Here is a 25701-nt window from a genome sequence, read left to right as displayed (position 1 = left end):
TGCCCCGCTGCGGTTGTCCGCAGCGGGGCACTGGTCGTCCGGTGACTCAGCGAGTCGCGGTCTCCGGGCGGTCTGCCTCGTCGAGCAGTTTTGTGGCGATATTGTCGATGGCCTGATCCATCAGGGCGCGGTCCTTCGGATCGCTGAGATCCCAGTCGTCCAACTGACTTTCGATCCAGCGCTTCCAGGCGATCTGCACCCGGTCGATCTCCTGCACGCCGCGATCGGTGAGGGTCAGCACGTCACCGTCAACCTGCAGCAGGCCGTCCTGCTGCGCCTTGGCGTAGGTCGGTTCGATGATTTCCTCCGGCACCCAATGGGTTCGGGCAATCACACCGACGGTCGCCGAACCACGCAGGCGCTGGTACATGCGCACCTGACCGAGTGCCCACGCCTCGTCGCGGGTCAGCGAACTGCCCGCTGCCGCAAGGATTCCCGAATCCGGCACCGCATTGTCGCGCAGCTTGCGCAGCACCGGGGCGATGGCCCGCTCCAGCTGCACCACGCGATCTCCCGAATCCGGGACCGAGAAGCCCTCGCCCACATCGGAGGCGACGCCGCGGGAACTGTCGCGCAGCGGCACCTCCTTCAGGAACCACGCGATCGCGAAGCCGAGCAGTGCGACCGGCACCACCCAGCGGAAGACGTAGTCGATGGAGGTGGCGTACGCGTCGATGATCGGCACGGCCTGCGGCCGCGGCAGATCGCGCAGCGCCTGCGGATTCTGGGCGACCTCCGGCGGCACCTTCGCCTCCATCAGCGCGGCAGCGAGATTCGGGCCGATCTTGTTCGCGTACAGCGTGCCGAAGATGGTGGTGCCGAACGCACTGCCGATGGTGCGGAAGAAGGTCACCCCGGAGGTGGCGGTGCCCAGATCCGAGTAGGGCACGCTGTTCTGCACCGCGATGGTCAGCACCTGCATGGCCAGGCCGATGCCCAGACCCAGCACCAGCATGTACAGCGACTGCAACCAGAAACTCGTGCTCGCGTTCATGGTGGACATGAGGAACAGGCCGAGTGCCATGATCGCCGTGCCCGCGATGGGAAAGAGCTTGTAGCGCCCGGTCCGGCCGACAATGGTGCCGGAGATGATCGAGGTGGTGAACAGGCCGACCACCAGCGGCAGCGTCTGCAGTCCGGAGGCGGTCGCCGACACGCCCTTCACGTACTGCAGGAAGGCGGGCAGGTACGTCATCGCGCCGAGCATGGCGAAGCCGACGATGAAGCTCAGGATCGAGCAGACGGTGAAGACATTGCTGCGGAACAGCCGCATCGGCAGCATGGGCTCTTCGGCCCGCAGTTCCACCGCGACGAAGGCCGCGAGCGCGATCGCCGAGGCCGCGAACAGGCCGAGGATGGTGGCCGAGCCCCAGGCGTATTCCTGTCCGCCCCACTCCAATCCGAGGATCAGGCAGGTGACGCCGATCGAGATGAGGGCGATGCCGAGGTAGTCGACGATCGGCTTCACCGCATTGCGCACGACCGGAATCGTCCGTGCCGCAACAACAATCATGATGATGGCGATGGGCACGTTCACGTAGAAGCACCAGCGCCAGCTCAGGTGGTCGGTGAACAGGCCGCCCAGCGTCGGGCCGATCACCGTGGTCACACCGAAGACCGCGCCGAGCGCACCCTGGTACTGGCCGCGCTCGCGCAGCGGAATCACATCGGCGATCAGGGCCATCGAGGTGACCATGAGCCCGCCCGCGCCCAGGCCCTGCACCGCCCGGGCCGCGATCAGCAGGTCCATGCCGTGCGCCATGCCGGCGATGACCGAGCCGAGAATGAAGATGAAGCCGCTGAGCTGGAAGACCAGTTTGCGGCCGAAGAGGTCACCGAATTTTCCGGCCAGCGCGGTGGCGATCGCCTCGGCCACCAGATAAGCGGTGACCACCCACGCCATATGCCCCGCGCCGCCGAGGTCGGCGACGATGGTCGGCAGCGCCGTGGCGACGATGGTGGAATCGAGTGCCGCCATGAGCATCCCGAGCACCACGGTCGCGAAGATGATGTTGATTCGGGCCCGGCTCAAAGGCTGGGGCACGGAGGGGGCAACGGCCGCGCTGGCACCGGTCATCGGCTCAGTATGTGGCGCTCACCAGCGAGTACACAGCAACGACACGGCAAACAGGGCGATCAGTTTGCTCGGACCGCATAACCGCCGAGGGACGGCTCGAGCGTGTCGAAAGCGCCGCCGATGTAGTCGGTCAGGGCGGCCGCGATGACATCGTTGGCTTCGCCGTCCACGGTGCGGCGGACGGTCTCCTCGAAGAGGGCGCGGTGTACGCCGCCGAGCAGGGCCGCGGCGATATTCGGGGTGAAATCGCCTGCCGCGGCCCCGGTTTCCTCGGCCAGCGCCAGAGCGAGCAGCCGCTCGCGTTCCTCGTGGAATTCGCGCAGGCGCGCGACCAGGGCCGGGCTGCCGGTGATGAGCCGCGCGAAATCCGGCCCGGAGAACCCGATCAGCGCGGCCTGCGCGGCCACGGCGGCGAGATAGTCCCGGCGCAGTGCGGCCAGCGCCGATTCGGCCGGCCGCCGATCCCGGACCGTGCGCGCGAGACTCGCCACGAACTCATCGTGCACGTCCAGGACCAGGTCTTCCTTGCGCGGGAAGTAATTGGTCACGGTCATTTTGGCGACATCGGCGGCTGCGGCGATATCGGCGATGGTCACCGTGTCGAAGCCGTGCTCGAGGAACAGCAGGGTGGCGGTATTGGAGATGTTCTGCCTGGTCTGCAACTTCTTCCGCTCCCGAAGACCCAGCGGACGATTACCGGCTTCGGTGGTCTGCGCGCTCATGCCCATGAGCATAGCTGATTCCGTCACAAATTCATTGTTGACATATTTTTAGGTCGTACATATATTTGTCCCCGCCGTCGAGACCGGCGAGTACAAATGAAGGGGACTCCCCGCAATGACCCGCATCGCCATGGCAGCCAGCACCACCCGCCGGAAGGGAGCAACCTCCATGACGCTCACCGTCAGCGACGACGCCATCAAGGACTACCTGCGCCAAATCGGCGGTACCCCCCTACTGACCGGCACGCACGAGTTCGAGCTCGGCGAGCGCATTGCGGCCGGAGTGGCCGCCCGGCAGCGCCTCGACGAGTCGGACGGCGCGGCAATCGAATTCACCGCCGCGCAGCGGCGTGCGCTGCAGCGCACGGTGGCGGACGGACTGCGGGCCAAGGACCATATGGTGCGCGCCAATCTGCGCCTGGTCGTCTCCATCGCCAAGCGCTACCCCACCCCGACCGGCATGTCACTGCTGGATCTGGTGCAGGAGGGCACGCTGGGGCTGATGCGCGCGGTGGACAAGTTCGATCATCGCCGCGGACTGAAACTTTCGACCTATGCCACCTGGTGGATCCGGCAATCCATCGGGCGGGCACTGACCGATCAGGGCCGCACCATCCGGCTACCGGCGCATGTGGCCGATGTGATGAACCGGGTCATCCGCACCGAGCGGACGCTCTCGCAGCGAATGGGCCGGGATATCAGCACCGAGGAACTGGCCGAGGAACTCGATATGTCCGTGCTGCAGGTCCGGGAGGTGCTCAGCCATGCGCGCGAACCGATTTCGCTGCACACCCCGATCGGCGACAGCGACAATGCCGAGCTGGGCGCGCTCATTGCCGACAATGGCCCGGACCCGTCGGTGACCGTCACCGACGGCGCGCTGCGCGGGCAGCTGGGGGTGGCGCTGTCCGGGCTGCCCGAGCGGGAGGCGCAGGTGATCGCGCTGCGCTACGGTCTGGACGGTTGCGAACCGCGGACACTGGAGGAGGTCGGCCGGATCTTCGGGGTGTCCCGGGAGCGGATTCGGCAGATCGAGGCCAAGGCCATGCAGAAGCTGCGCCAACCGGCGCGCACGCTGGCGCTCGAGGGGATGCTGGGCTGAGCCGGGGTACTGCTGAGCCGGAACCAGGGCGTGGCGGGTCGAGTCGGTCTACCGTCTGAACTTACTCTGGAGTAAGGTCAGGGGAATTTCATCGACGCGTGCACCGACGCACGCCGAACGCCGAACCCGTGAGGTCAACAGCCATGGCATGGAAGCCCAGCGAAATCTCGGATCAGTCCGGGCGCACCTTCGTCATCACCGGCGCCAATGGCGGGATCGGCGAGCAGACCACCAAGGTGCTCGCGAGCAAGGGCGCGACCGTCATCATGGCCTGCCGCAATGCCGCCAAGGCGCAGCAGGTGGCCGACCGCATCGAAGGTGATGTGAAGGTCGCGGCGCTGGATCTCGCCAGCCTCGCCTCCATTCGCGAATTCGCGGACAGCACAGGCGAATTCGATGTGCTCATCAATAACGCCGGCCTGATGAACGTGCCGTTCTCGCGCACCGAGGACGGGTTCGAAACCCAGTGGGGCGTCAACCATCTCGGCCACTACGCGCTGACCGGGCTGCTGCTGGACAAGATTCACGACCGGGTCGTCTCCATCGCCTCCATCGCGCACCGGCAGACCCCGAAGCTGTGGGTCGACGACCTCAATTACGAGCACCGGCGCTATCAGCGCAATCTCGCCTACGCGCAGTCCAAGCTGTCGAACCTGATGTTCGGACGGGAACTGCAGCGGCGACTGACCGCGGCCGACTCGCCCAAGCGGTCCTACACCGTGCACCCGGGCGTCTCGGCCACCGATCTGTTCGCCCGCACCGAAACCCCACTGGACAAGATCTCCAAGCCCTTCGTCCGGCTCATCGGCCAATCCCCCCAGCACGCCGCGTACTCCTCACTGTTCGCCGCGACCGTCCCCGACGCCGACCCCACCGTCTACTGGGGCCCCGCCCGCCTGGGCGGCACCAAGGGCCCGGTCGAAGCGGCCCCCTCCAGCAAGCTGTCCCAGAACCAGGACCTCTGGCGCCGACTGTGGGAAGAGTCCGAGCGACTGACCGGAGTCACCTACAAGTTCTGAGTGGGAATGCGACGGACCTCCTACTACGGCTTGCGTAGTAGCGAGGTACCGTGGAGGTCGTGTCCGCTCCCCACCGCCGCCCGGCTCTGATCATCTTCGTGATCGTGGCGTTCGTGGCGTGCCTGGGTTTGGGGTGGTGGCAGTGGGGGCGCTTCGAATCCGGTAGTGGCACGGGGCAGAACCTGGGCTATGCGCTGCAGTGGCCGCTTTTCGCGGGGTTCGTGGTGTGGGCGTACTTCCGGTTCGTGCGACTCGAGCAGGAGGCCCGGGAGGACAGTGCGCCGGAGGCTGCGGCCGATTCCGCACCGGCGCCCGGCGATTCCGCTGCGGGCACTGCCGAAACCGTTGTCACGCCACGCGCCAGAAAGCCGAAACCGGTTGTGGCGCGCGAGATTCCGGCCGGATTGCTGCCGGAGCGACCGAAGTCGGCGACCAATGACGATCCCCAGGTCGCCGAATACAACAAATACCTGGCCGAACTGCATGCCGGCGACCTCGATCAGCAGATCACGGACGCCGGGCTGCGCAACCATCCCGAAAGGAGCGCCGGGTGACCGCGCGCGACAACTCCGAGGCCCCCGTCGCGACCGGTGAAACCACCCTCGCGCCCCGCCCGCTCGGCGCAGCCGCGCCCGAGAAGATCCGCGGCGCGCTCCTGCGCTACCGCACGCTGGCCTGGATCACCGGTATCTGGCTGCTGGTGCTCACCGGTGAGGTCATCTACAAGTACCTGATCCTGGCCGACAGCCACACCGCACCGCACTGGCTATTCTATGTCGGTCAGATCCACGGCATCTTCTACATGCTGTACCTGGTCTTCACCATCGACCTGGGCATCAAGGCGCGCTGGAAACCGGTCACCACGGCGCTGACCTGCCTGGCCGGCACGATTCCGTTCCTGTCCTTCGTGTTCGAGCACATGCGGACCAAGGAAGTGAAGGCCGCCTTCGGGCTCTGAAGCCGCGATGCGCTGAATCACCGAAACGCAAATGCGCTCCCCTCCGCGGAGGGGAGCGCATTTTTGCTGAAATCAGTTGTCCGCCAAGGCCTGCAGCGCCGGAAGCAGCTGCCGCAGGGCGCGGCCGCGGTGCGAGGCGGCGTCCTTCTGGGCCGGGGTGAGCTGGGCCGCGGAGACCGTGCCGCCCTCGGGAACGAACAGCGGGTCATAACCGAAACCGCCGTCGCCCACCGGCTTTCGGGCGATGACGCCGGGCCATTCGCCGCGCACGACCTCTTCCACACCGTCGGCGACGAGCGCACAGGCGGAGACGAACCCGCCGCCGCGCCGCTCGTCGGGGACATCGCCGAGCTGGGCCAGCAGCAGCGTGTTGTTGGCCTCGTCATTGCCGTGCGTACCGGACCAGCGGGCCGACAGCACCCCGGGCATACCGTTGAGCGCATCCACCGCGATACCGGAATCATCTGCGACACAGGGCATTCCGGTGGCGGCGAAGCCGTCCCGCGCCTTGGCGAGCGCGTTCTCCTCGAAGGTCGCACCGGTTTCGGGAGCCTCGTCGTACGGCGGCACATCGTTCAGGCCGACGATCTCGATGCCCGCGATACCGGCCTCGTCGAGAATGCGGCGCAATTCGTTCAGCTTCTTGGCATTACGGCTGGCGACCAGCACCCGGCGCGACATCAGGACTTCTTCTTCGCCTCGGACGGCTCGGGGAGCACGCCCGGATACGGCAGCGCGAGCGCTTCCTTCTGCACCACGAACAGCTGCTCACACCCGGCGAGCGCGGAATCGAGCAGCTTGTCGAGGGTCGAGCGCGGGAAGGTGGCGCCCTCGCCGGTGCCCTGGATCTCGACCAGGGTGCCGGTATCGGTGGCCACCACATTCATATCGACCTCGGCGCGCGAATCCTCCTCGTACGGCAGGTCCAGGCGCACCCGGCCGTCGACCACGCCGACGCTCACGGCGGCGATACCGCAGGAGATGGGCTGCGGGTCGTTCAGCTTGCCGGCGGCGGCCAGGTAGGTGACAGCGTCCGAGAGCGCCACGTACGCGCCGGTGATGGCGGCGGTACGGGTCCCGCCGTCGGCCTGCAGCACATCGCAGTCGAGGGCGATGGTGTTCTCACCGATGGCGGCCAGATCGATGCAGGCGCGCAGCGAACGGCCGATCAGCCGGGAGATCTCCTGGGTGCGACCGCCGACCCGGCCCTTGACCGACTCGCGGCCGGAACGGGTGTGGGTGGCGGCGGGCAGCATGGCGTATTCGGCCGTGAGCCAGCCCAATCCGGAATCGCGACGCCACGGCGGCACCCCATCGGTGACGCTCGCGGTGCACATGACCCGCGTTCCACCGAATTCCACCAGCACCGAACCCGCCGGATGCGAGGTGAAGCCCCGGGTGATCTTTACCTCGCGGAGTTCGTCATCCGCCCTGCCATCGGCTCGTGTAGACACGAGCCACAGCCTAGACGGTCAGATTTCGAAGACTTCGCCGGGAGAAACCGCGTGTACCGGGCCGCTGAAGACCGCCTTCGCCTCGGCGATGACGTCCTCGCGGGAGGTCCACGGCGGAATATGGGTAAGCAGCAGTTCACCGACACCGGCCTCGGCGGCGACAATGCCCGCCTCATGGCCCGAAAGGTGAATGCCGGGGGGACGATTCGCCGGGTCGTGGGTCCAGGAGGCCTCGGCGAGCAGCACATCCGCGCCGCGCGCCAGCTCTACGACCTCCGGGCACAGTGCCGTATCGCCGGTATAGACGAAGGTGCGGTCGGGAGCGGTCTTGATGCGCAGACCGTAGGACTCCGGCGGATGGAACATGCGGCGGGCCTCGATCGTATGGCCGTTGCCGAAAGGAATCGGCGCATCGACCGTCCACTGCCGCATATCGATCACATCGGACCAGTCGTCGGTATCGCCGCCGATCTCCGCGGACGCATTGCCGATACGCAGCGACGTGTCGGAAGGGCCGTAGACGATGGCCTTCCCCGTCGGCGGGTTCGGGTGGTAGCGCCGCCACACCAGCAGGCCCGGCAAATCCAGGCAGTGGTCGGCATGCAGATGGGTCAGGAAGATGTCGACTTCACCGGGATCGAGGTAACGCTGCAGCGCACCCAATACGCCCGGGCCGAAATCGATCACGGTGGGAGTCATATCCGGGCCGGTGAGCAAGTATCCCGATGCCGGGGAATCCGGGCCGGACACGCTGCCCGAGCACCCGATCACGGTGAGGCGCATTCCCCCATGCTGCCACGCTGCTGTCTCACTCAAGGAGGGATCCCCCAAATCGCCGGCCGGGTCCACCGTCACCCCGACGACGCGATACGGCCGGCGTTAGCCCCGCGACGATGACGACGTTCATCCGATGAGAGTACCCATCCGGCAACCAGTCCACCCACCGCCCCGAAAAGATGTCCTTGCCAAGAGATTCCGGGGTCTCCGGGCAGCACACCCCACAGAATCGAGCCGTACAGCAACCCCACTACCAGGCCGATGGCGATCTGCACCACATTGCGCGCGAAGACGCCGCGCGAAATCAAATATGTGAGCCAGCCGAATACCAGGACCGAGGCGCCGATGTGGACCGTGTTCGACGGCCCGATCAACCAGGTGCCGCCTTCGCCGATCACCCAGACGATGGCGGTCGCAGCCAGCCCCCGGCCGATACCGGTGAGCAGGGTCAGCAGACCCAGCACCAGCACCGGGACGGTATTGCCGATCAGATGTTCCCAATTGGCATGCAGCACAGGGCCGAAGACAATGCCCTCGAGCCCGTCCGCCGTGCGCGGCTTGACCCCGGCCTGATCGAATTCCTGCCCGGTGGCGGCGTCCACACCTTCGATTCCGTACAGCAGTGCGGTGAATCCGAGCGTGATCGCAATAGCCCGCTGCCACAGCAGCTTCAACCCACCGGCCGAACGCGGCTCCGACCCCGGATCGGTCAACTGCTTCTGCATCCGCCCGATCCGCTCCGGATCGAACGACGCTCCGACACCACCGGTCATCGCCAGTACCTCCTAGACCACCCTCTGCCCCGAGCGTACCGGCGACACCAGCCCCCCGCCCCGCCCCGACAGCCGCTCCCGCCCACCGACCGGCAGAGCACTTCACCGAGAGGGCTCTCACGGTGGCGACACGCTGTATACGCCCACTATGAGAGCCCTCTCGATGACTGCATCGTGAGTGGGGCCAGGCGCGACGTCGGGGGCGGAGGGGTACGCCGTGAGTGGGGAGCCCGGGTCGGGTGCGGCAGGGGGTCAGGCCCAGAGTTGGCCGTCGAGGCGGTCTTCGGCTTCTTCGAGGGTGCCGTCGTAGGCGCCGGTGGAGAGGTATTTCCAGCCGCCGTCGGCGACTATGAAGGCGATGTCGGCGGATGTGCCTGCCTTCTGGACCTTTTTCGCTACGCCGAGGGCCGCGTGCAGGATGGCGCCGGTGGAGATGCCGGCGAAAATGCCTTCTTCCAGGACCAATTCGCGGGTGCGGCGGACGGCGTCGTACGGGCCCACCGAGAAGCGGGAGGTCAGGACGGATTCGTCGTACAGCTCGGGAATGAAGCCCTCGTCGATATTGCGCAGGCCGTAGACCAGTTCGCCGTAGCGGGGTTCGGCGGCGACGATATCGATGCCGGGGACCTTTTCGCGCAGGAAGCGGCCGGTGCCCATCAGGGTGCCGGTGGTGCCCAGGCCCGCGACGAAGTGTGTGATCTCCGGCAGGTCGGCGAGGATTTCCGGGCCGGTGGTCTCGTAGTGGGCGAGTGCGTTGGCCGGATTGCCGTACTGGTAGAGCATCACCCAGTCCGGGTTCTCCGCGGCGATCTGCTTGGCCAGCGCGACAGCCTGATTGGAGCCGCCGGCGGCGGGCGAGTCGATGATGCGGGCGCCGAACATGGTCAGCAGCTGGCGGCGCTCGATCGAGGTGTTCTCCGGCATGACGCAGACCAGGTGATAGCCCTTGAGCTTGGCGGCCATGGCCAGGGAGATGCCGGTATTGCCACTGGTCGGTTCCAGGATGGTGCAGCCCGGGGTCAGCAGCCCGTCGGCCTCGGCCTGCTCGATCATCCGCAGGGCCGGGCGGTCCTTGATCGACCCGGTGGGGTTGCGGTCCTCGAGTTTGGCCCACAACCGCACATGGTTGTCGCCGTCCCATTGCGGGGACAGGTTGCGCAACCCGACCAGCGGGGTATTGCCGAGCGTCGCGATCAGCGACTCGTAGCGGGCCACGGTTAGCGCGCGCCGCCGGCGACCGCCGGGAGGATGGTGACGGTGCCGCCCTCGGGGACCTCGGCCTCCAAGCCACCGGCGAAACGCACATCCTCGTCATCGACGTAGATGTTCACGTAGCGGTTGAGCTTGCCGTCCTTGAGGAGTCGGTCCTTGAGGCCGGTGTGGTTCGCGTCGAGGTTGTCGATGAGGGCCGCGAGAGTCGCGCCTTCGGCCTGCACCCGCTTCTCACCTCCGGTGAGGGTGCGCATGATGGTCGGGATGGAGACGGTGACCGGCATTGTGGGCTCCTTGCTGTATCCGGCGGAAAGTGTTCAGGCGGTGGTGATCTCGACCGGCTCCTCGGTGACGACGCCGTCGAGGATGCGGTAGCTGCGCAGCTCGTGCTGCTCGGGATCGCGGGTGGAGATCAGCACGTAGTGGGCGTTCGGCTCGGACGCGTAGGAGATATCGGTGCGGCTCGGGTACGCCTCGGTCGCGGTGTGCGAGTGGTAGATGACCACGGCTTCCTCGTCGGCATCGTCCATGGCGCGCCAGACTTTCAGCTGTTCACCGGAATCGAAGCGGTAGAAGGTGGGCGAGCGCTCGGCATTGACCATGGGCACGAAGCGCTCGGGGCGGTCGGAGCCCTCGGGACCGGCGATGACGCCGCACGCCTCGTCGGGGTGATCGGCGCGCGCGTGCGCGACCATTGCCTCCACGAGCTCGGCCCTGATCACCAGCACTGTCGAATCCTTCCGCTCACCACCCGACGGACGCCTGCCCGCGGGCAGGCGAATCGCTGTCGTCAACCAGTCAGAATATTCGGCTATTCCCGGCGGCCCGGGTCACACCCCCCGAAGCTCCGGCCGCTCCCCCGTGTGGCATGCCCCCGACAGGATCGGCGAGCGGAACCCTGCTTGCCGCAGCTGAGGTCGCCGGCCGCACTGCGGTGCCCGGCTCTACGCGCCGAAGAGGTCTGTGTAGGAAGGAATTCCGGCGACCGAGGTCGCGGAGAGGATGGCGTCGACTATGGCGCGCTCCACGCAGACGGCGGCAGCGGTACACAGCTGATCGAGGATGAGCAGGTCGGCGGGAAAGGCCGGCGGCAGCGGGAAGCCGGGGCCGGGCGCGGCGGTGCCGGTGGCCAGCGCGAAGAGCGTGTCACCGTCGAGCGGCGAATGCGCGGGACGAATGGCGCGGGCCAGGCCGTCGTGCGCGGTGGTGGCCATTCGGCGGCAGGCCGAGGGGTCCAGCGCCGCATCGGTGGCGACCACGCCGATGGTGGTATTGAGCACGGTGCCCTTCACCGGGAGTGCGTTCGCGGCGGCCAGGCGGTCGGCGGCGACGGGCCGCAGGCCGAAGTGCTCGGGGCCGTCCGTGCCTGTGCCCCAGGGCAATCCGGTGCGCGGATCGAAAACCGAGCCGACCGGATTGGCGACGATCAGCGCGCCCACCGTGATGCCTGCGGCCGGCCCGTCGGTGAAGCGCACACTCGCGGTACCCACCCCGCCCTTGAGGGATCCGGCCCGCGCACCCGCGCCCGCGCCGACCGAGCCGCGCGCGAATTCCGTGTTCGCGGCGTCCGCCGCCAGGAATCCGAAATCGGCGCCGGGCCGAATATGCCAGTCCCCCACCGGAAGATCGAAGATCACCGCGCCCGGCACGATGGGCACCACACGCGAGGGGTCGGCGGGATCCATCGGAATGCCTTCGCCGTGCTCCTCCAGCCAGCGCATGACGCCGTCGGCCGCGGCCAGGCCGTAGGCGCTGCCGCCGGTGAGCAGCACGGCATTCACCTGGCGCACGGTATTACCGGGGTCGAGCAGATCGGTTTCCCGGGTGCCCGGTCCGCCGCCGCGCACATCCACCGAGGCGGTGGCCCCGCCCGGCACGCGCAGCACGGTGCAGCCGGTGGCCGCGCCGGATCCGAGGGTCGCGTCCGGGTCGATCGAGTGCTGGTGCCCGACCAGCACGCCCGGCACATCGGTGATCGAATTCTGTGGTCCCGCAGCACTGTTCACGGACTTCACCTCCGAGCCGACGGTGTCCCGAGCCGGACGGCTAGGGCATGAGCGCTTGCAGCAGCGAGTCCTGCATCCAGGTCAGCCAGTGGTAGACGTCGAGGCTGGGGGCGCGCGGATCGTCCTGGTCCAGATGTTCGGGCGTGTCGGCGTCGATATCGAGCGCGGTGCCCAGCGCGAGGCGGACGTCATTGAGCGCATTGAGCCAGCAGTCGGCCTGCTCGGGGGTGAGGATGATCTTGCCGCCCTGCGGCGGGAGGGTCTCCAGGATGACCAGCCCGGCGGCGACCTTGGTTTCGATGATGTCCGGTTCGTGCAGGCTGCGCAGCGCGGAATTGAGACCGGCGCGCTCGGCATCGGGCGAACCCGGTTCACTGCGATGGAAGTCGGGCAGCAGCCGGGCCAATCGGGGATCGTCCGGCGGGGTGGTGTTGCCCAGCTGTAACCCGGTGAGGGCGGCCAGTTCGTCCTCGGGGGCCGAACGGGCTCGGTCGGTCAGCAGCCCGGTCACCGCGCCCACCAGCGAGCGCAGTACCTCCGCCTCGTGGGCGTCCATTTCCGAACGGAGTTTCAACCCGCTCAGGGAGTTCTTCCTGCTCCACTTCCGCACCGGGCTACCGTAGCTGCCCGGGTCACTGGTCACGCTGCATGGTCGCCCATAGTCCGGCGGCGTGCAGACGCTGCACGTCGTGCTCCATCTTGTCGCGCGAGCCCGAGGAGACGGCGGCCTTGCCCTCATTGTGGACCTGGAGCATGAGTTCGTTTGCCTTGCCTTTGCTGTAGCCGAACAGCTTCTGGAAGATGTACGCCACGTAGTGCATGAGGTTGACCGGATCGTCCCACACGACGGTGACCCAGGGCCGATCCTCGGCTTCCAGAATTTCGGTGTATTCGACGGCCTCGGGCATTGCCTGCGAGGCTCCGGCAATCACGTGCGGCGCCGCCACAGGCACCGGTGCCGCCGACACTGTCCTGTTCGCGCCTGCCGGACCGGCGGCAATCCGGACAGCGTCTTCTGTGCACAGACCCATAACGTCCAGGGTACGACTCGAGTGCAGAGAAACAACAGCCCACACGACACGCCCAGCGCAGACGTCAGCTCGGCCGACGTGTCGGAGAACGGGCGGCAACGGGATGACCGGTCGGTCTGTGCCTACAGTGGTGGTCGTGACGATCGCCGACGGCAGTACCAGCACCGCGTTGCTGACCGACCAGTATGAGCTGACCATGCTCGCCGCGGCACTGGCCGACGGCTCCGCGCACCGGCGCTGCACCTTCGAGGTATTCGCACGGCGGCTGCCGCACGGCCGCCGGTACGGGGTGGTCGCGGGCACCGGGCGCCTGCTGGCGGCGCTGGCCGAATTCCGTTTCGGCGAGCCGGAACTCGCGATCGTGGCGAAATTCCTGGACCCGGCCGCGGTGGACTGGCTGCGCGATTACCGCTTCAGCGGCGATATCGACGGCTACCGCGAGGGCGAACTCTACTTTCCGGGCTCCCCCATTCTCACCGTGCGCGGCACCTTCGCCGAATGTGTGCTGCTGGAGACGCTGGCCCTGTCGATCTACAACCACGACAGCGCCATCGCCGCGGCCGCCGCCCGCATGGTGAGCGCCGCCGGTGGCCGCCGCATGATCGAAATGGGTTCGCGCCGAACGCATGAGCTGGCCGCCCCGGCCGCCTCGCGGGCGGCGTACCTGGCCGGACTCGACGCCACCTCCAATCTGGAGGCGGTGCGCAGCTTCGGCGTCCCGGGGTCGGGCACCAGTGCGCACGCATTCACCCTGCTGCACAGCGGATCCGACGGTGAGCACGAGGCCGAGGCCTTCCGCAGCCAGATCGCGACGCTGGGTATCGGCACCACGCTGCTGGTGGACACCTTCGATATCGCGCGCGGCGTGAACACCGCCATCGAGGTCGCGGGACCCGAATTGGGCGGCGTCCGAATCGATTCCGGTGATCTGGGCGTGATGGCGCGTCAGGTGCGCGAGCAGTTGGACGCACTCGGCGCGGTGCGCACCAAGATCGTGGTGTCCGGGGATCTGGACGAATACGCCATCGCCGCGCTGCGCGCCGAACCGGTGGACGTGTACGGCGTCGGGACCGCGCTGGTCACCGGATCCGGTGCGCCCACCGCGGGCATGGTCTACAAACTGGTCGAGGTCGACGGCGTTCCGGTGGCGAAACGCAGCTCGCACAAGGAATCTCGCGGCGGTACCAAGCGAGCGGTGCGGCTGGTGCGGCGCACCGGGACGCTGGTCGAGGAAATCGTGTACCCGGATTCCGGGCAGCGGCCCGAACCCAATGGGTACGAGGTCCGCGATCTGCAGACGCCGCTGGTCCGCAAGGGCGAGGTGGTCCCGGACTTGCCGAGCTTGCAGGACAGCCGCGAACTGGTGGCGCGGGGGCTGATCAGCCTGCCGTGGGAGGGCCTGAAGCTCTCGGCCGGGGAACCGGCGATTCCGACGACGTTTCTCACATAGCCGCCCGGTCCCCTCACATAGCCGCGCGGTCCCGGGGCGCGGCACAATGCACGAGGTAAGGAACCGTTCCCCCCGGGAGGTCGCTATGAGCCGAGCACTGATCGTCGTGGATGTACAGAACGATTTCTGCGAGGGCGGGTCGCTGGCCGTCGCGGGCGGGGCAGCGGTCGCCGAGCGGATTACCGAATACCTCGGCGTCTCCGACTACACCGCGGTGGTGGCCACCCGGGACTTCCACATCGATCCGGGCGCGCACTTCTCCGAACAGCCCGATTACGTCGACTCCTGGCCGCCGCACTGCCGGGTCGGCACGCCCGGCGCGGATTTCCACCCGGCGCTCGACACCGCTCCCGTCGAGGAGATCTTCTCCAAGGGCGCGTACACCGCGGCCTACTCCGGCTTCGAGGGCACCGCCTCCGACGGCTCGACCACCCTCGCGGACTGGCTCCGCGACCGTTCCATCGACGCCGTCGACGTCTGCGGCATAGCCACCGACCACTGCGTCCGCGCCACCGCCCTCGATGCCCGCGCCGAGGGCTTCACCACCCGAGTCCTCCTCGGCCTCACCGCCCCCGTCTCCCCCGCCACCCTGCAAACCGCCCTCGACAAACTCCGCGCCTCGGGCGTCGAACTCGCGGGAACAGTCGAAAGTTGATCTCTCCGCTCACGTAGATCCTGGCCACAACCATGACGGGGTGGACCTCTCCGGTGCGTCACACTGCCGAATGTTGTGCCCTGCGGGGTGACAGGGGCCTCGCCGGTGACAGGGGCCTCGGCAGTGTGATGGGCCCCGATGGAGCACACCGCGCCGACGGTTGCTCGCGGGTTGTCGGCCGGGAGCAGTAACCTGGCCGTCGTGCCTGAACTTCCTCCCGTCCCGAAGCTATTGGCCACCGCTGTCCAGGCGCTGGGGGGTAAGGAGCGCAAGGGGCAGCAGACTATGGCCGCGGCGGTGGCGCATGCCATTGATACCGGGGAGCATCTGGCGGTGCAGGCGGGGACCGGGACGGGGAAGTCGCTGGCGTATCTGGTGCCGAGTTTGCGGCATGCGGTGCGGACGGGGCGGACCGTTGTGGTGTCGACGGCGACCATTGCGTTGCAGCGGCAGCTGGTGGATCGGGATCTGCCGCGGTTGAGTGGAGCGCTGGCGGAGCAGCTGGGGCGGGTGGCGCAGTTCGCGATTCTCAAGGGGCGCAATAACTATCTGTGCTTGAACAAGATCAATAGTGCGATTCCGGACGAGCCCGGTGAGGCGGAGCTGTTCGACGCGTTCGCCATCTCGCGACTGGGGCGCGAGGTGCAGCGGCTGCACGAGTGGGTGTCCGATACCGAGACCGGGGATCGGGACGAGCTCACGCCGGGCGTGAGTGATCGGGCCTGGCGGCAGGTGAGCGTGAGTTCGCGTGAGTGCCTGGGTAAGTCGCGGTGCCAGTTCGGGCAGGACTGCTTTGCCGAGAAGGCGCGCGCGGAATCGGGTGCGGCCGATGTGATCGTCACCAATCACGCACTGCTGGCCATCGATGCCATCAGCGGCATCCAGGTGCTGCCCGAACACGATGTGGTGGTGATCGACGAGGCGCACGAACTGGTCGACCGGGTCACCGGGGTGGCCACGGCGGAGCTGTCCACAGGATCGATCAGCGCGGCCGCCAAACGCTGCAACAAACTCATCGACGAGCAGGAGGTGGATCGCCTCGAGGGTGCGGCCGAGGCCTGGCACACCCTCCTGGACGAGCTCAACCCCGGCCGCTGGGACCGCATGCCCGACGGCGCGGCTTCGGTGCTGGCGCTCATTCGCGATGCCGCCTGGAATGCCCGTACCGCGCTCGCGCCTACGGGTTCCACCAATCCACAGGCCGATCCCGAATCCGCGGCCGCCCGCAACCAAGCCCTCGCCGCCATCGAGGAGATCCACGACGCGGCGGTGCGCGTGCTCACCACCTACGAGGAGCCGGACCCGTCCGCGCATCGCGATGTCATCTGGCTGGCCAGCGATGAGGTGCGCGGCGTCCCGCGCCGCACCCTGCACATGGCCCCGCTGTCGGTGGGCGGCCTGCTGCGCAGCCGCCTGTTCGGTACCGCCACAGTCGTTCTGACCTCGGCCACACTGCAGATCGGCGGCTCCTTCGACAATCTGGCCGTCACCTGGGGCCTGCCGCCCAAGTCCGCGGCCAAGGTGGATCCGGCGCTGGCCAGCGGTGCCGAGGCCCCGTCCGATGCCGCTGCGCTGCACTGGAATTCGGTCGACGTGGGCTCCCCCTTCGACCATGCCAAATCCGGAATCCTGTACGTGGCAAAGCATCTTCCCGCACCGGGCCGCGACGGTCTGCCTACCGCGTACCTGGACGAGATCGAGCGCCTCATCACCGCGGCCGGCGGCCGCACCCTCGGCCTGTTCTCCTCCATGCGAGCGGCCAAGGCCGCCACCGAGATTCTGCGCGAGCGCCTCGATACCCCGGTGCTGTGCCAGGGCGACGACGCCACCGGCGCACTGGTCAAGAAGTTCGCCGAGGACCCGGAAACCTCACTCTTCGGCACCCTTTCGCTGTGGCAGGGCGTGGACGTGCCTGGCCCGTCGCTGAGTCTGGTTATCCTGGACCGGATTCCGTTCCCGCGCCCGGACGATCCGCTGCTGGTGGCGCGGCAGCGCGCGGTGGAATCGCGGGGCGGCAACGGTTTTCTGTCGATCGCGGCCAATCATGCGGCATTGCTACTGGCGCAGGGCACCGGCCGCCTGCTGCGCAGTGTGGACGATCGCGGCGTAATCGCTATTCTGGATTCACGTCTCGCGACCGCCCGCTACGGCGGATATCTTCGAGCGTCGTTGCCGCCGTATTGGGAAACGTCCGATCCGCAAGTGGTGACAAAGGCTTTGGAGCGACTTACCAAATCTCCTGAGCTAAACAAAACACCCGTGTGAAAACGATCACACGAGTGGTCTGTACTTCCGAATAGAAGTAAATTGGCCTGCGATACCCCGGTGTACCCCCAATTCCCACATCGGAAGTATCGGTGTCCCCGCGCCAAGCCCTGCACGCGGCGCGGGGACCATAAACTTCTTATTACAGTGCGTACTTCGGGATTTACTTCGCGATCAGCGTGATGAGCGCGGCCACCACACCCAGCAGCACCGCACCCGCGGCCCAGGTGAATCCCTTACGCGCCCAAGGCCGCTCGGCATCCAGCGCGAACCGCCCCGGCCCCGCGAAGGCCAGCGCCACCGCCGCGACCGCGTAGAGCAGCGCCGACTCGTAGGCCGCGAACCCGCCGTGCCACGTCGCATTGATCGCATTCAGCATGGTGCCCAGCACAATTGCGGCCGCCAGCGGCGTCAGCAGGCCCAGTGCCAGCAGCGCGCCGCCGGTCACCTCGCTCAGGCCCGCGAGCGTGGCGAAGAATTTGCCCGGGTCGTAACCCATGCCCTCGAAGGCTCCGGCGGTCGCATCCAGGCCGTAGCCGTTGAACCACCCGAACAGTTTCTGGGTGCCGTGCACCACGAGCAGCGCACCGAAGCCCACCCGCGCCACCAGCAGGCCGATATCGGAGGCACTGGCGTCCAGGCTCTTCCGGGTGGCCACACCGGAAGTGCGTGTACCGGCGGCGTTTTCGTCGACAGTCGTCATTGCTTTCCCATTCCTCATCGGTCTACCTGCGGTCGTCTACAAACGGACCGTGGTCCGCATAGCTGCACAGTGGAACTCAACCGGGCCGTGCGGCAGGCTATTCCGCTGCCGGGAAGGAAACGTGTGACCTGGACTACTTCGCGAGGAACCAGAAGTAGGAGACGAACACGACCATCAGCACCCACATCACCGGATGCACTTCGCGCCCGCGGCGCTTGGCGACCATGACGATCGGATAGAAGAGCAGACCCATGGCGATGCCGTTCGCGATGGAGTAGGTCAGCGGCATCATGATCACGGTGATGAAGGCCGGGACCGCGTATTCCAAACGGCTCCAGTCGATATCGCCGAGGGCGCGGGACATGAGCACGCCGACCACGATGAGCGCCGGGGCAGTTACCGCGGGCACATCCGCGACCACCGCGAAGAGCGGGAAGAAGAACATGGCCAGCAGGAACCAGCCGGCCGTGGAGACCGCGGTCAGACCGGTGCGCCCGCCCGCCGAAACACCGGCTGTGGATTCGACGTACGCGGTGGTGGTGGAGGTGCCGATGATCGCGCCCGCCGCGGTGCCGACCGAATCGGCCGCAAGGGCCTGTCCGGCGCGCTCGAGCTTGCCCTCCTCGGTGAGCAGCCCCGCCTGATGGGCCACTCCGATCAAAGTGCCGGAGGCATCGAAGAAGTCGACGAACAGCATGGTGAGCACCACAATGATCATCTGCCCGGTGAACGCATCGGGCAGATGAATAATGGCCTGGCCGAAGGTCTTGTCGAGTCCGTGCGGCAGCTCGGCCACCGAATTCGGCAGCTCCACCAGTCCGGTGACAATGCCCAGGATCGTGGTCGAGAGGATGCCGTACAGCACCGCACCGTGCCAGCCCAGCACCAGGAACACGACCGTCACCAGCAGGCCGAACAGCGCCAGCAGCGTGGTGCCCTTGTGGAAGTTGCCCAGGTGCACCAGAGTCGCGTCACTGGCGACCACGATGCCCGCGTTCTTCAGCCCGAGGAATGCCACGAACATGCCGATGCCGGCGCCGACCGCGAGTTTCATCTGCATGGGGATGGCGTCGATGATCTTCTCGCGCACCTTGGTGATGGCCAGGACGAAGAAGATGATGCCGGAGAGCAAGGTGCCCGAAAGCGCTTCCTGCCACGGGATTCCCATATTGAGGATGACCGTGTACGCGAAGAAGGCATTGAGCCCCATACCGGGCGCGAGCGCCACCGGATACTTGGCCCAGATGCCCATCACCAGCGTGCCGACCACCGCCGCCACGGCGGTCGCGGTGAATACCGCCTGCGTCGGCATGCCCTTGGCGCCCAGCACGCCGTGGTCGCCCAGAATCGCCGGATTGACGGCCAGTACATAGGACATGGCGAGGAACGTGATCGTTCCGGCCATGAGCTCGCGCTTGACGGTCGACCCGTGATTGCTGATGCCGAAGTACTCGTCGACGCGCCCCTTGGTGCGCGTGAGGACGGTGCTCATGGGTGTGGTGTCTCCAGTCGGCCAGGAGGTCAGAAGGGTGCCCCGAGGACCGTACTTGTCCTGTTCGCCGGAACTTTACTCGGCCCGGCGAATCGTGAGCAATCGCACCTGCCTCATGCTTGTTTTTCCAGCACTACCAGCGCAATTGCTGGGCAAATAAACTTATTACCCACCGGTATTTCGAAAACCTTGCGGATTTACTGTCTCAGACGTTACAAATACGTCATCCGGGGGCGGACGGCAAGTACCGGCAGATGAGAATTGCAAACGTGTGGTTACCGATGTCATCGATGTGATCGCGGAGTTCGCGATCAGTCGCAAAGCGATCTGGGATGTGCTCGTCGAGCCACAGTCCTACCCCCGGCTCTTCCGCGGTATCGGCGCGTGCGAACAACGTGATGCCGCCGACCGGAACCCCACCCTGACGCTGCGGGTGGGCGGCGCCGGAATCGACATCCGCACCCTGCTGGTGCAGGTGCGCATCGGCCGCGAATACGAGAACCTCGAACTGCACTGCCCGGACTCCGGCAGCTTCGCCGCGGTGCGCCTGCGCGAGGCCGGCCCGAACACGCGGATCTCGGTCACGTATTTCAAAGCCGCACTGGTACATCCGCTGGTGGCGCAGCTGCCCAACTCCGCGGCCGCGGCCTGGACGCAGGCGGGGCTCAAACGGGTCGCCGATCTGGTGGCGGGCGCGCCGACCGCGACGATCATCAATGGCGAAGACTCCCCCATGAAGCTGCAGGCGAGCGTCGCCCGGCAGATGGTCGCCTCCGGCGTGGTGCGCACCTATCGCCCCGATGTAGGTCTGAAACAGCTTGGCAGCCTGGCCAAATGGGGGTTCAGCCTGGCCGGCGGGTATGCGGCCGCGGCCGCGCACTCACCGCAGCGGGCGGCCGTCATCGACGACCGCTACTCCACCACCTTCGACCAATTGCACTCGCGCAGTAACGCATTGGCCGGGGCCATGACCATGCTCGGGTTCGGCAACCGGGCCTCGATCGGACTGCTCTGCCGCAATCACACCGGCATGGTCGAATGCATGGTGGCGGCCGGTAAGGCGGGCACGGACGCGGTGCTGCTCAATACCGGTCTGCCCGCACGGCAGATCGAGGAGATCGTGCAGCGTCACGGACTGTCGGCGCTGTTCGTGGACAGCGAATTCGAGGATCTGGTGCGGTATCTGCCGGCCGATCTACCGCGCTTCAGCACCGGCGAGCGACCGCCGGAACCCGGGCGCACCACCATCGAGGATCTCATCGCCATGCGTGAGATCGCCGCGAAGAAACCGTCGCGGCCGGGACATCTGATCGTGCTCACCTCCGGGACCAGCGGCACGCCCAAGGGCGCGCGGCGCCCGCATCCCAAGGGTTTCGGGACGGTGGCGGCGCTGCTGTCGCGAATCCCGTTCGGCGTCAACGAGACCCTGATGATTCCCTCGCCGCTGTTCCACACCTGGGGGCTGGCGGCGCTGCAGATCTCCACCGCGATTCGCGCGACCATCGTGCTCAATGATCGATTCGACGCCGAGGACTGTCTGCGGCGGATCGCCGAGCACAGGGTGACCGCGTTGATCGTGGTGCCCGTGATGGTGAACCGCATTCTCGATCTGCCCGAGCACGTGCGGGCGCGCTACGACCTGTCCAGCCTGAAGATCGTGGCCAGCTGCGGTGCGCCGCTGGCCGGGGCGACCGTCCTGCAGTTCCTGGACACCTTCGGCGACATCCTCTACAACGTGTACGGATCCACCGAGGTGTCCTGGGCCAGCATTGCCGATCCGGCGGATCTGCGCCTCTCGCCCACCACCGCCGGCCGTCCGCCGCTGGGCACCAAAATCGCTGTGCTGGGCCAGGATCGGCGCATTCTGCCGGTCGGGGCCACCGGGCGGGTCTTCGTCGGCAATCACATGCTGTTCGACGGGTACACCGATGCCACCCCGCCGGAGGAATCGAACGGCATGCTCGACACCGGGGATATCGGCTACCTCGACGCCTCCGGGAAGCTGTTCCTGGCGGGCCGGGACGACGAGATGATCATCTCCGGCGGCGAGAACGTCTTCCCGCGTTCGGTCGAAGAGGCGCTCTCACACCTGCCGCAGGTGAGCGAGGTCGCCGTGGTCGGTGTGCCCGATCGCGAATTCGGCCAGCGCCTGGCGGCTTTCGTGGTCAAGCGGCCCGGATCCGGACTGGACTCGGAGATGATCCGCAATTACATCCGGCACCGGGTGAGCCGGTTCTCCGTGCCCCGCGATGTGACCTTCCTGGACGCACTGCCCCGCAATGCCACCGGCAAGATCCTGAAACGCACACTGGGACAGGCGACCTAGGGACTGGGCGTGGCCACCAGGCCGAACTCCGCCTCCGAGGCCAGCAGCGGATGACTGGGCAGGATGCGGATGGTGTAGCCGACCGCGCCGGAGAGCGGAACGGGGACCTCGACGGTGAAAAGTTCTGTGCCGGAATCCGTTCCGGCGTAGGTCATGGGAATGTTGTGGATATCGGTCAGATCGTCGGTCGGTGAGACCCGGCCCAGGACCGCCTGAACGGTGACGTCCGACGGGGTCAGCCCGCCCAGATCGATGCGGGCGCGCAGCGCGAGATTCGCGCCGATGACCGGGATATCCGGCAGACCCGAGCTGTCCACCTGCACGACTCTGACTGCCGGCCAGGCGGATTCGACGCGACGGCGATATTCGGCGAGTTCCCGGGCGCCCTTGAAATCGTCCTGCGCCACCGCCGCGTACGCCGCCGCGGCGGGTGCGTAGTAGCCGACGGCGTAGTCGCGAACCATGCGGGAGGCCAATACCTGGGGGCCGAGGGTCTGCAGGGTGTGGCGGACCATCTCCATCCAGCGCACGGGCAGATCATCGTGATCGCGGTCGTAGAAGCGCGGCAGCACAGCACGTTCCAGCAGTTCGTACAGTGCCGAGGCTTCCAGATCGTCGCGGCGGTGATCGTCGCGCACACCGTCGGCGGTGGGAATGGCCCAGCCGTTCTCACCGTCGTACATCTCGTCCCACCAGCCGTCGCGGATGGAGAGATTGAGGCCGCCGTTGAGGGCCGACTTCATGCCGGACGTACCGCAGGCCTCGAGCGGCCGCAGCGGATTGTTCAGCCACACATCGCAACCCCAGTAGAGGTAGCGGGCCATGGACATGTCGTAGTTGGGCAGGAAGACGATGCGATGGCGCACCTCCGGATCGTCGGCGAAGCGCACCACCTGCTGGATGAGCGCCTTGCCGCCGTCGTCGGCCGGATGGGATTTGCCCGCGACCACCAGCTGCACCGGGCGCTCCGGATCCAGCAGCAGCGCACGCAGTCTTTCCGGATCGCGCAGCATGAGGGTGAGCCGCTTGTAGGTGGGCACGCGGCGCGCGAAGCCGACGGTCAGCACCTTCGGATCGAAAACCTGGTCTATCCAGCCGAGTTCGGCCGGGGCCGCACCGCGCTCCAGCCAGGAGGCGTGCACACGGCGGCGCACCTCGGCGACCAGGATGCCGCGCAGATCGTTTCGGGTGGACCACAGTTCGCGCAGATCCACATCGCTGAGCCGCTCCCAGCCGCGCGCCTCCTCCACCAGCTCGTCGCCGATGAGCTCGCGGCCCTTGTCGATCCATTCGCGGGCGGCCCAGGTGGGGGCGTGCACACCGTTGGTCACCGAGCCGATCGGCACTTCCGAGGTGTCGAAGCCGGGCCACAGCGGCGCGAACATGGCGCGGCTGACCTCACCGTGCAGTTTCGATACGCCGTTGGCGCGCTGGGCGAGTCGCAGGCCCAGGTGCGCCATATTGAACACCGACGGATCGGCCTCGCGGCCCATGGCGAGAATGCGATCCACCGAAACACCCGGCAGCACAGGGGATTCCCGTTCACCGTGGGCGCCGCCGAAGTAGCGGCGCACCAGGGCGCTCGCGAAGCGGTCGATGCCCGCCGGGACCGGGGTGTGCGTGGTGAAGACGGTCCCCGCGCGCACCGCGGTCAGTGCGGCATCGAAATCCATTCCGGCGGCCATGAATTCGCGGATCCGCTCGACGCCGAGGAAGCCCGCGTGACCCTCGTTCATATGGAACACGTCAGGATCGGGGAGGCCGTGTGCGCGGGTATAGGCGCGCACCGCCCGCACACCGCCGATACCGGCGAGAATCTCCTGTTTGATGCGGTGGTCCTGGTCCCCGCCGTACAGCCGGTCGGTGACCGCGCGCAGCTCCGGATCGTTCTCGGCGATATCGGAATCCAAGAGCAGCAGCGGAATCCGGCCCACCTGCGCGATCCAGACCCGTGCCCGCAGCACCCGGCCCTCGGGCATGGCCACGTGCAGCAGCACCGGCACCCCGCCGTCGGTGAGCAGCCGCAGCGGCAGTCCCTGCGGATCGAGTGCCGGATAGTGCTCGGCCTGCCAGCCGTCGGCGGTCAGCGACTGCCGGAAATAGCCGGAGCGATACAGCAATCCGACACCGATGAGCGGCAGCCCGAGATCGGAGGCGGCCTTGAGATGGTCGCCCGCCAGAATCCCGAGCCCGCCAGAATAATTCGGCAGCACCTCGGTGACACCGAACTCCATGGAGAAGTACGCGATCCCCTTCGGCCCCTGCTCCTGCCGCTGGAACCAGCGCGGGCGGGCCAGATAGTCACGCAGATCAGCCGCGGCGGCATCAACCCGCCGGGTGTACGCCTCATCCCCCGCCAGCTCGTCCAGCCGCTCGGCCGGCACCTCCCCCAGCATCCGCACCGGATCCCGCCCGACCTCGACCCACAGCGCATGGTCCAGCTCCGCGAACACATCCTGGGTCGCCGCATCCCAGGACCAGCGCAAATTTGTCGCCAGCTCGGTCAGAGCCGACAACCGCTCGGGCAGATGAGCGCGGACGGTGAAACGACGCAGTGCCTTCACCCACAAAACCCTACTGGGTCTGATTTGCCGCCGCTGCGCTCCGGCAGGTTGTCGCGCCGGCACCCCGACATCCCGGCAACCGCACCCCGCCATCCCCGGTAGCCCACCTCGTCCTTCCCCCAGCCCCACCCCGTCGTCGCGCGCAGCCCCACACCGTCCTCCCAGGCAGCCTCGCCCTGTCATCCCTCCCAGGCAGCCTCGCCCTGTCGCCCCTTCCAGGCGGGCTCACCCTGTCATCCCTTCCAGGCAGGCTCGCCCTGTCATCCCTTCCAGGCAGGCTCGCCCTGTCATCCCGGCATGCTTTTGGCCGGGATCCACCGCTACCCACTGAACAGCCTCCAATGTGTATCCCGGCCAAAAGCGCGCCGGGATGACGGAGCTCGACACACCGGAGTGTGCGTTATACACAGCCCCGGCCGGAGCATCCGGGCGGCAACCGTTAACGTGCTTGTATGAGCGAGCAGCAGGTCGAGGCACTTCCCTCCCAGGAGCATCACGAGGGTGGGTTCCGGCCGATCGCGGAACTTGGCCGCGACAACACCAAGGGTGGGCCGCACTACGGCGAGTTCATCGAGCAGGTGCGCGGGCTGATGGACCGGGTGCGGCTGGCCGATCCGACCGATGAGATCGCGCTCGCGGCGATCGCGGAGCTGAAGGATCTCAATCAGCGGCTCGACGCGGTCATGGGCGATGAGTGGTCGGCGCCCAGCTGGCACCGCACCGACCTGCCCTCGCGCGGCAACATCACGCTGCCCCCGTATCTGGTGGACGAGGTCAGCCGCGACGGCGTGCACGCGCGAATCACCTTCCGTACCTTCCATCTCGGTGGCAATGGCGCGGCCCACGGCGGGCATGTGGCGCTCGGCTTCGACGATCTGCTGGGTATGACCGCGGCCGTGAACACCCGTGCGGTCACCCGCACCGCCTTCCTGCACGTCGACTACCGCTCCATCACGCCGCTGAACACCGAGCTGCAGTGGCACGGCTGGGTGGAGCGTGTGGAGGGCCGCAAGGTCTTCGTCCGCGCCACCCTGCACGACGGTGAGCGGCTCTGCGCCGAGGCGCACGGCCTGTTCCTCATGCTGAAGCCGGGCCAGCAGTAGCCGGTCGCGACG

General features: G+C 67.3%; 24 protein-coding genes. 9 read left to right on the top strand and 15 right to left on the bottom strand.

Annotated features, from left to right (window positions below; genetic code table 11):
- Positions 1-46: 46 nt before the first annotated feature.
- Together ABZX86_RS39440 and ABZX86_RS39435 are read right to left on the bottom strand one after the other, a co-directional pair.
- Positions 47-2077, bottom strand: a complete 2031-nt coding sequence (locus ABZX86_RS39440) for an MDR family MFS transporter (RefSeq protein WP_355131444.1) — start codon at positions 2075-2077, stop codon at positions 47-49.
- A gap of 59 nt (positions 2078-2136) precedes the next feature.
- Positions 2137-2826, bottom strand: coding sequence for a TetR family transcriptional regulator (locus ABZX86_RS39435; protein ID WP_355131442.1), 690 nt, complete (start codon positions 2824-2826; stop codon positions 2137-2139).
- A gap of 88 nt (positions 2827-2914) precedes the next feature.
- Here ABZX86_RS39435 and ABZX86_RS39430 point away from each other — a divergent pair, with 88 nt between their 5' ends.
- The 4 genes from ABZX86_RS39430 to ABZX86_RS39415 all read left to right on the top strand — a co-directional run bounded on the left by ABZX86_RS39430 (position 2915) and on the right by ABZX86_RS39415 (position 5878).
- The gene (locus ABZX86_RS39430) at positions 2915-3901 is read left to right on the top strand and encodes a sigma-70 family RNA polymerase sigma factor (RefSeq protein ID WP_355131440.1); all 987 of its coding nucleotides are present in this window, start codon (positions 2915-2917) and stop codon (positions 3899-3901) included.
- A gap of 143 nt (positions 3902-4044) precedes the next feature.
- Positions 4045-4920 carry an oxidoreductase gene (locus tag ABZX86_RS39425; protein WP_355131438.1) on the top strand — a complete coding sequence of 292 codons (876 nt, stop codon included), beginning with the start codon at positions 4045-4047 and terminating at the stop codon, positions 4918-4920.
- Between the two features lie 59 nt (positions 4921-4979).
- On the top strand, positions 4980-5474 hold the full coding sequence (locus ABZX86_RS39420; protein WP_355131436.1) for a transcriptional regulator: 495 nt from the start codon (positions 4980-4982) through the stop codon (positions 5472-5474).
- Complete coding sequence (locus ABZX86_RS39415; RefSeq protein ID WP_297623555.1) at positions 5471-5878, top strand: DUF3817 domain-containing protein; 408 nt, start codon at positions 5471-5473, stop codon at positions 5876-5878. Before ABZX86_RS39420 ends, ABZX86_RS39415 begins: the two co-directional genes overlap by 4 nt.
- A gap of 72 nt (positions 5879-5950) precedes the next feature.
- On the opposite strand, the gene ABZX86_RS39410 is transcribed toward ABZX86_RS39415, so the two are convergent.
- The 10 genes from ABZX86_RS39410 to clpS form a co-directional block, all read right to left on the bottom strand.
- On the bottom strand, positions 5951-6559 hold the full coding sequence (locus tag ABZX86_RS39410) for a non-canonical purine NTP pyrophosphatase (RefSeq protein WP_355131434.1): 609 nt from the start codon (positions 6557-6559) through the stop codon (positions 5951-5953).
- Positions 6559-7332 (bottom strand): ribonuclease PH, encoded by a 774-nt coding sequence (gene rph, locus ABZX86_RS39405; protein ID WP_355131432.1) that lies wholly within the window; start codon positions 7330-7332, stop codon positions 6559-6561. Before rph ends, ABZX86_RS39410 begins: the two co-directional genes overlap by 1 nt.
- A gap of 18 nt (positions 7333-7350) precedes the next feature.
- Positions 7351-8115 carry a cyclic nucleotide-degrading phosphodiesterase gene (locus ABZX86_RS39400; RefSeq protein ID WP_355131471.1) on the bottom strand — a complete coding sequence of 255 codons (765 nt, stop codon included), beginning with the start codon at positions 8113-8115 and terminating at the stop codon, positions 7351-7353.
- A 68-nt stretch (positions 8116-8183) separates the two neighbouring features.
- Entirely contained in the window at positions 8184-8834 is a 651-nt protein-coding gene (locus ABZX86_RS39395; RefSeq protein ID WP_355131469.1) for a rhomboid family intramembrane serine protease, read from the bottom strand.
- Positions 8835-9134: 300 nt separating this feature from the next.
- The gene (locus ABZX86_RS39390; protein WP_355131430.1) at positions 9135-10097 is read right to left on the bottom strand and encodes a cysteine synthase; all 963 of its coding nucleotides are present in this window, start codon (positions 10095-10097) and stop codon (positions 9135-9137) included.
- Between the two features lie 2 nt (positions 10098-10099).
- Positions 10100-10378, bottom strand: coding sequence for a MoaD/ThiS family protein (locus ABZX86_RS39385; protein ID WP_355131428.1), 279 nt, complete (start codon positions 10376-10378; stop codon positions 10100-10102).
- Between the two features lie 33 nt (positions 10379-10411).
- The gene (locus tag ABZX86_RS39380) at positions 10412-10822 is read right to left on the bottom strand and encodes a M67 family metallopeptidase (protein ID WP_355131467.1); all 411 of its coding nucleotides are present in this window, start codon (positions 10820-10822) and stop codon (positions 10412-10414) included.
- A 216-nt stretch (positions 10823-11038) separates the two neighbouring features.
- On the bottom strand, positions 11039-12100 hold the full coding sequence (locus ABZX86_RS39375) for a P1 family peptidase (protein WP_355131426.1): 1062 nt from the start codon (positions 12098-12100) through the stop codon (positions 11039-11041).
- Positions 12101-12140: 40 nt separating this feature from the next.
- The gene (locus tag ABZX86_RS39370; RefSeq protein WP_355131424.1) at positions 12141-12710 is read right to left on the bottom strand and encodes a DUF2017 domain-containing protein; all 570 of its coding nucleotides are present in this window, start codon (positions 12708-12710) and stop codon (positions 12141-12143) included.
- Positions 12711-12732: 22 nt separating this feature from the next.
- Positions 12733-13008: an ATP-dependent Clp protease adapter ClpS gene (clpS, locus tag ABZX86_RS39365; protein WP_297623599.1), complete on the bottom strand. Its 276-nt coding sequence runs from the start codon at positions 13006-13008 to the stop codon at positions 12733-12735.
- Between the two features lie 259 nt (positions 13009-13267).
- Between clpS and ABZX86_RS39360 the strand changes: the two genes are divergently transcribed.
- From ABZX86_RS39360 to ABZX86_RS39350, 3 genes are all read left to right on the top strand, one after another.
- Positions 13268-14581, top strand: coding sequence for a nicotinate phosphoribosyltransferase (locus ABZX86_RS39360; protein WP_355131422.1), 1314 nt, complete (start codon positions 13268-13270; stop codon positions 14579-14581).
- An 85-nt stretch (positions 14582-14666) separates the two neighbouring features.
- Positions 14667-15236, top strand: a complete 570-nt coding sequence (locus ABZX86_RS39355) for a nicotinamidase (protein ID WP_355131420.1) — start codon at positions 14667-14669, stop codon at positions 15234-15236.
- Between the two features lie 201 nt (positions 15237-15437).
- Complete coding sequence (locus ABZX86_RS39350; RefSeq protein ID WP_355131418.1) at positions 15438-17501, top strand: ATP-dependent DNA helicase; 2064 nt, start codon at positions 15438-15440, stop codon at positions 17499-17501.
- 163 nt (positions 17502-17664) lie between these two features.
- Here the strand turns inward: ABZX86_RS39350 and ABZX86_RS39345 are convergent, their stop codons facing one another.
- Positions 17665-18204, bottom strand: a complete 540-nt coding sequence (locus ABZX86_RS39345) for a DoxX family protein (RefSeq protein ID WP_355131416.1) — start codon at positions 18202-18204, stop codon at positions 17665-17667.
- Positions 18205-18337: 133 nt separating this feature from the next.
- Positions 18338-19696 (bottom strand): NCS2 family permease, encoded by a 1359-nt coding sequence (locus ABZX86_RS39340; protein WP_355131414.1) that lies wholly within the window; start codon positions 19694-19696, stop codon positions 18338-18340.
- Between the two features lie 271 nt (positions 19697-19967).
- On the opposite strand from ABZX86_RS39340, the gene ABZX86_RS39335 reads away from it, so the two are divergent.
- Positions 19968-22022 (top strand): AMP-binding protein, encoded by a 2055-nt coding sequence (locus ABZX86_RS39335; RefSeq protein ID WP_355131412.1) that lies wholly within the window; start codon positions 19968-19970, stop codon positions 22020-22022.
- Here ABZX86_RS39335 and glgP read toward each other — a convergent pair.
- Complete coding sequence (gene glgP, locus ABZX86_RS39330) at positions 22019-24586, bottom strand: alpha-glucan family phosphorylase (protein ID WP_355131410.1); 2568 nt, start codon at positions 24584-24586, stop codon at positions 22019-22021. The two genes, ABZX86_RS39335 and glgP, sit on opposite strands and share 4 nt — an antisense overlap.
- Before the next feature lie 452 nt (positions 24587-25038).
- Here glgP and ABZX86_RS39325 point away from each other — a divergent pair, with 452 nt between their 5' ends.
- Positions 25039-25689: a hotdog domain-containing protein gene (locus ABZX86_RS39325; RefSeq protein WP_355131408.1), complete on the top strand. Its 651-nt coding sequence runs from the start codon at positions 25039-25041 to the stop codon at positions 25687-25689.
- Positions 25690-25701: the final 12 nt, after the last annotated feature.

It is taken from the genome of Nocardia sp. NPDC006630 (assembly GCF_040611495.1).
GTDB lineage: Bacteria > Actinomycetota > Actinomycetes > Mycobacteriales > Mycobacteriaceae > Nocardia.
The sequence above is the reverse complement of the archived record's forward strand: the minus strand, read 5'-3'. Positions and strand labels throughout refer to the sequence as shown.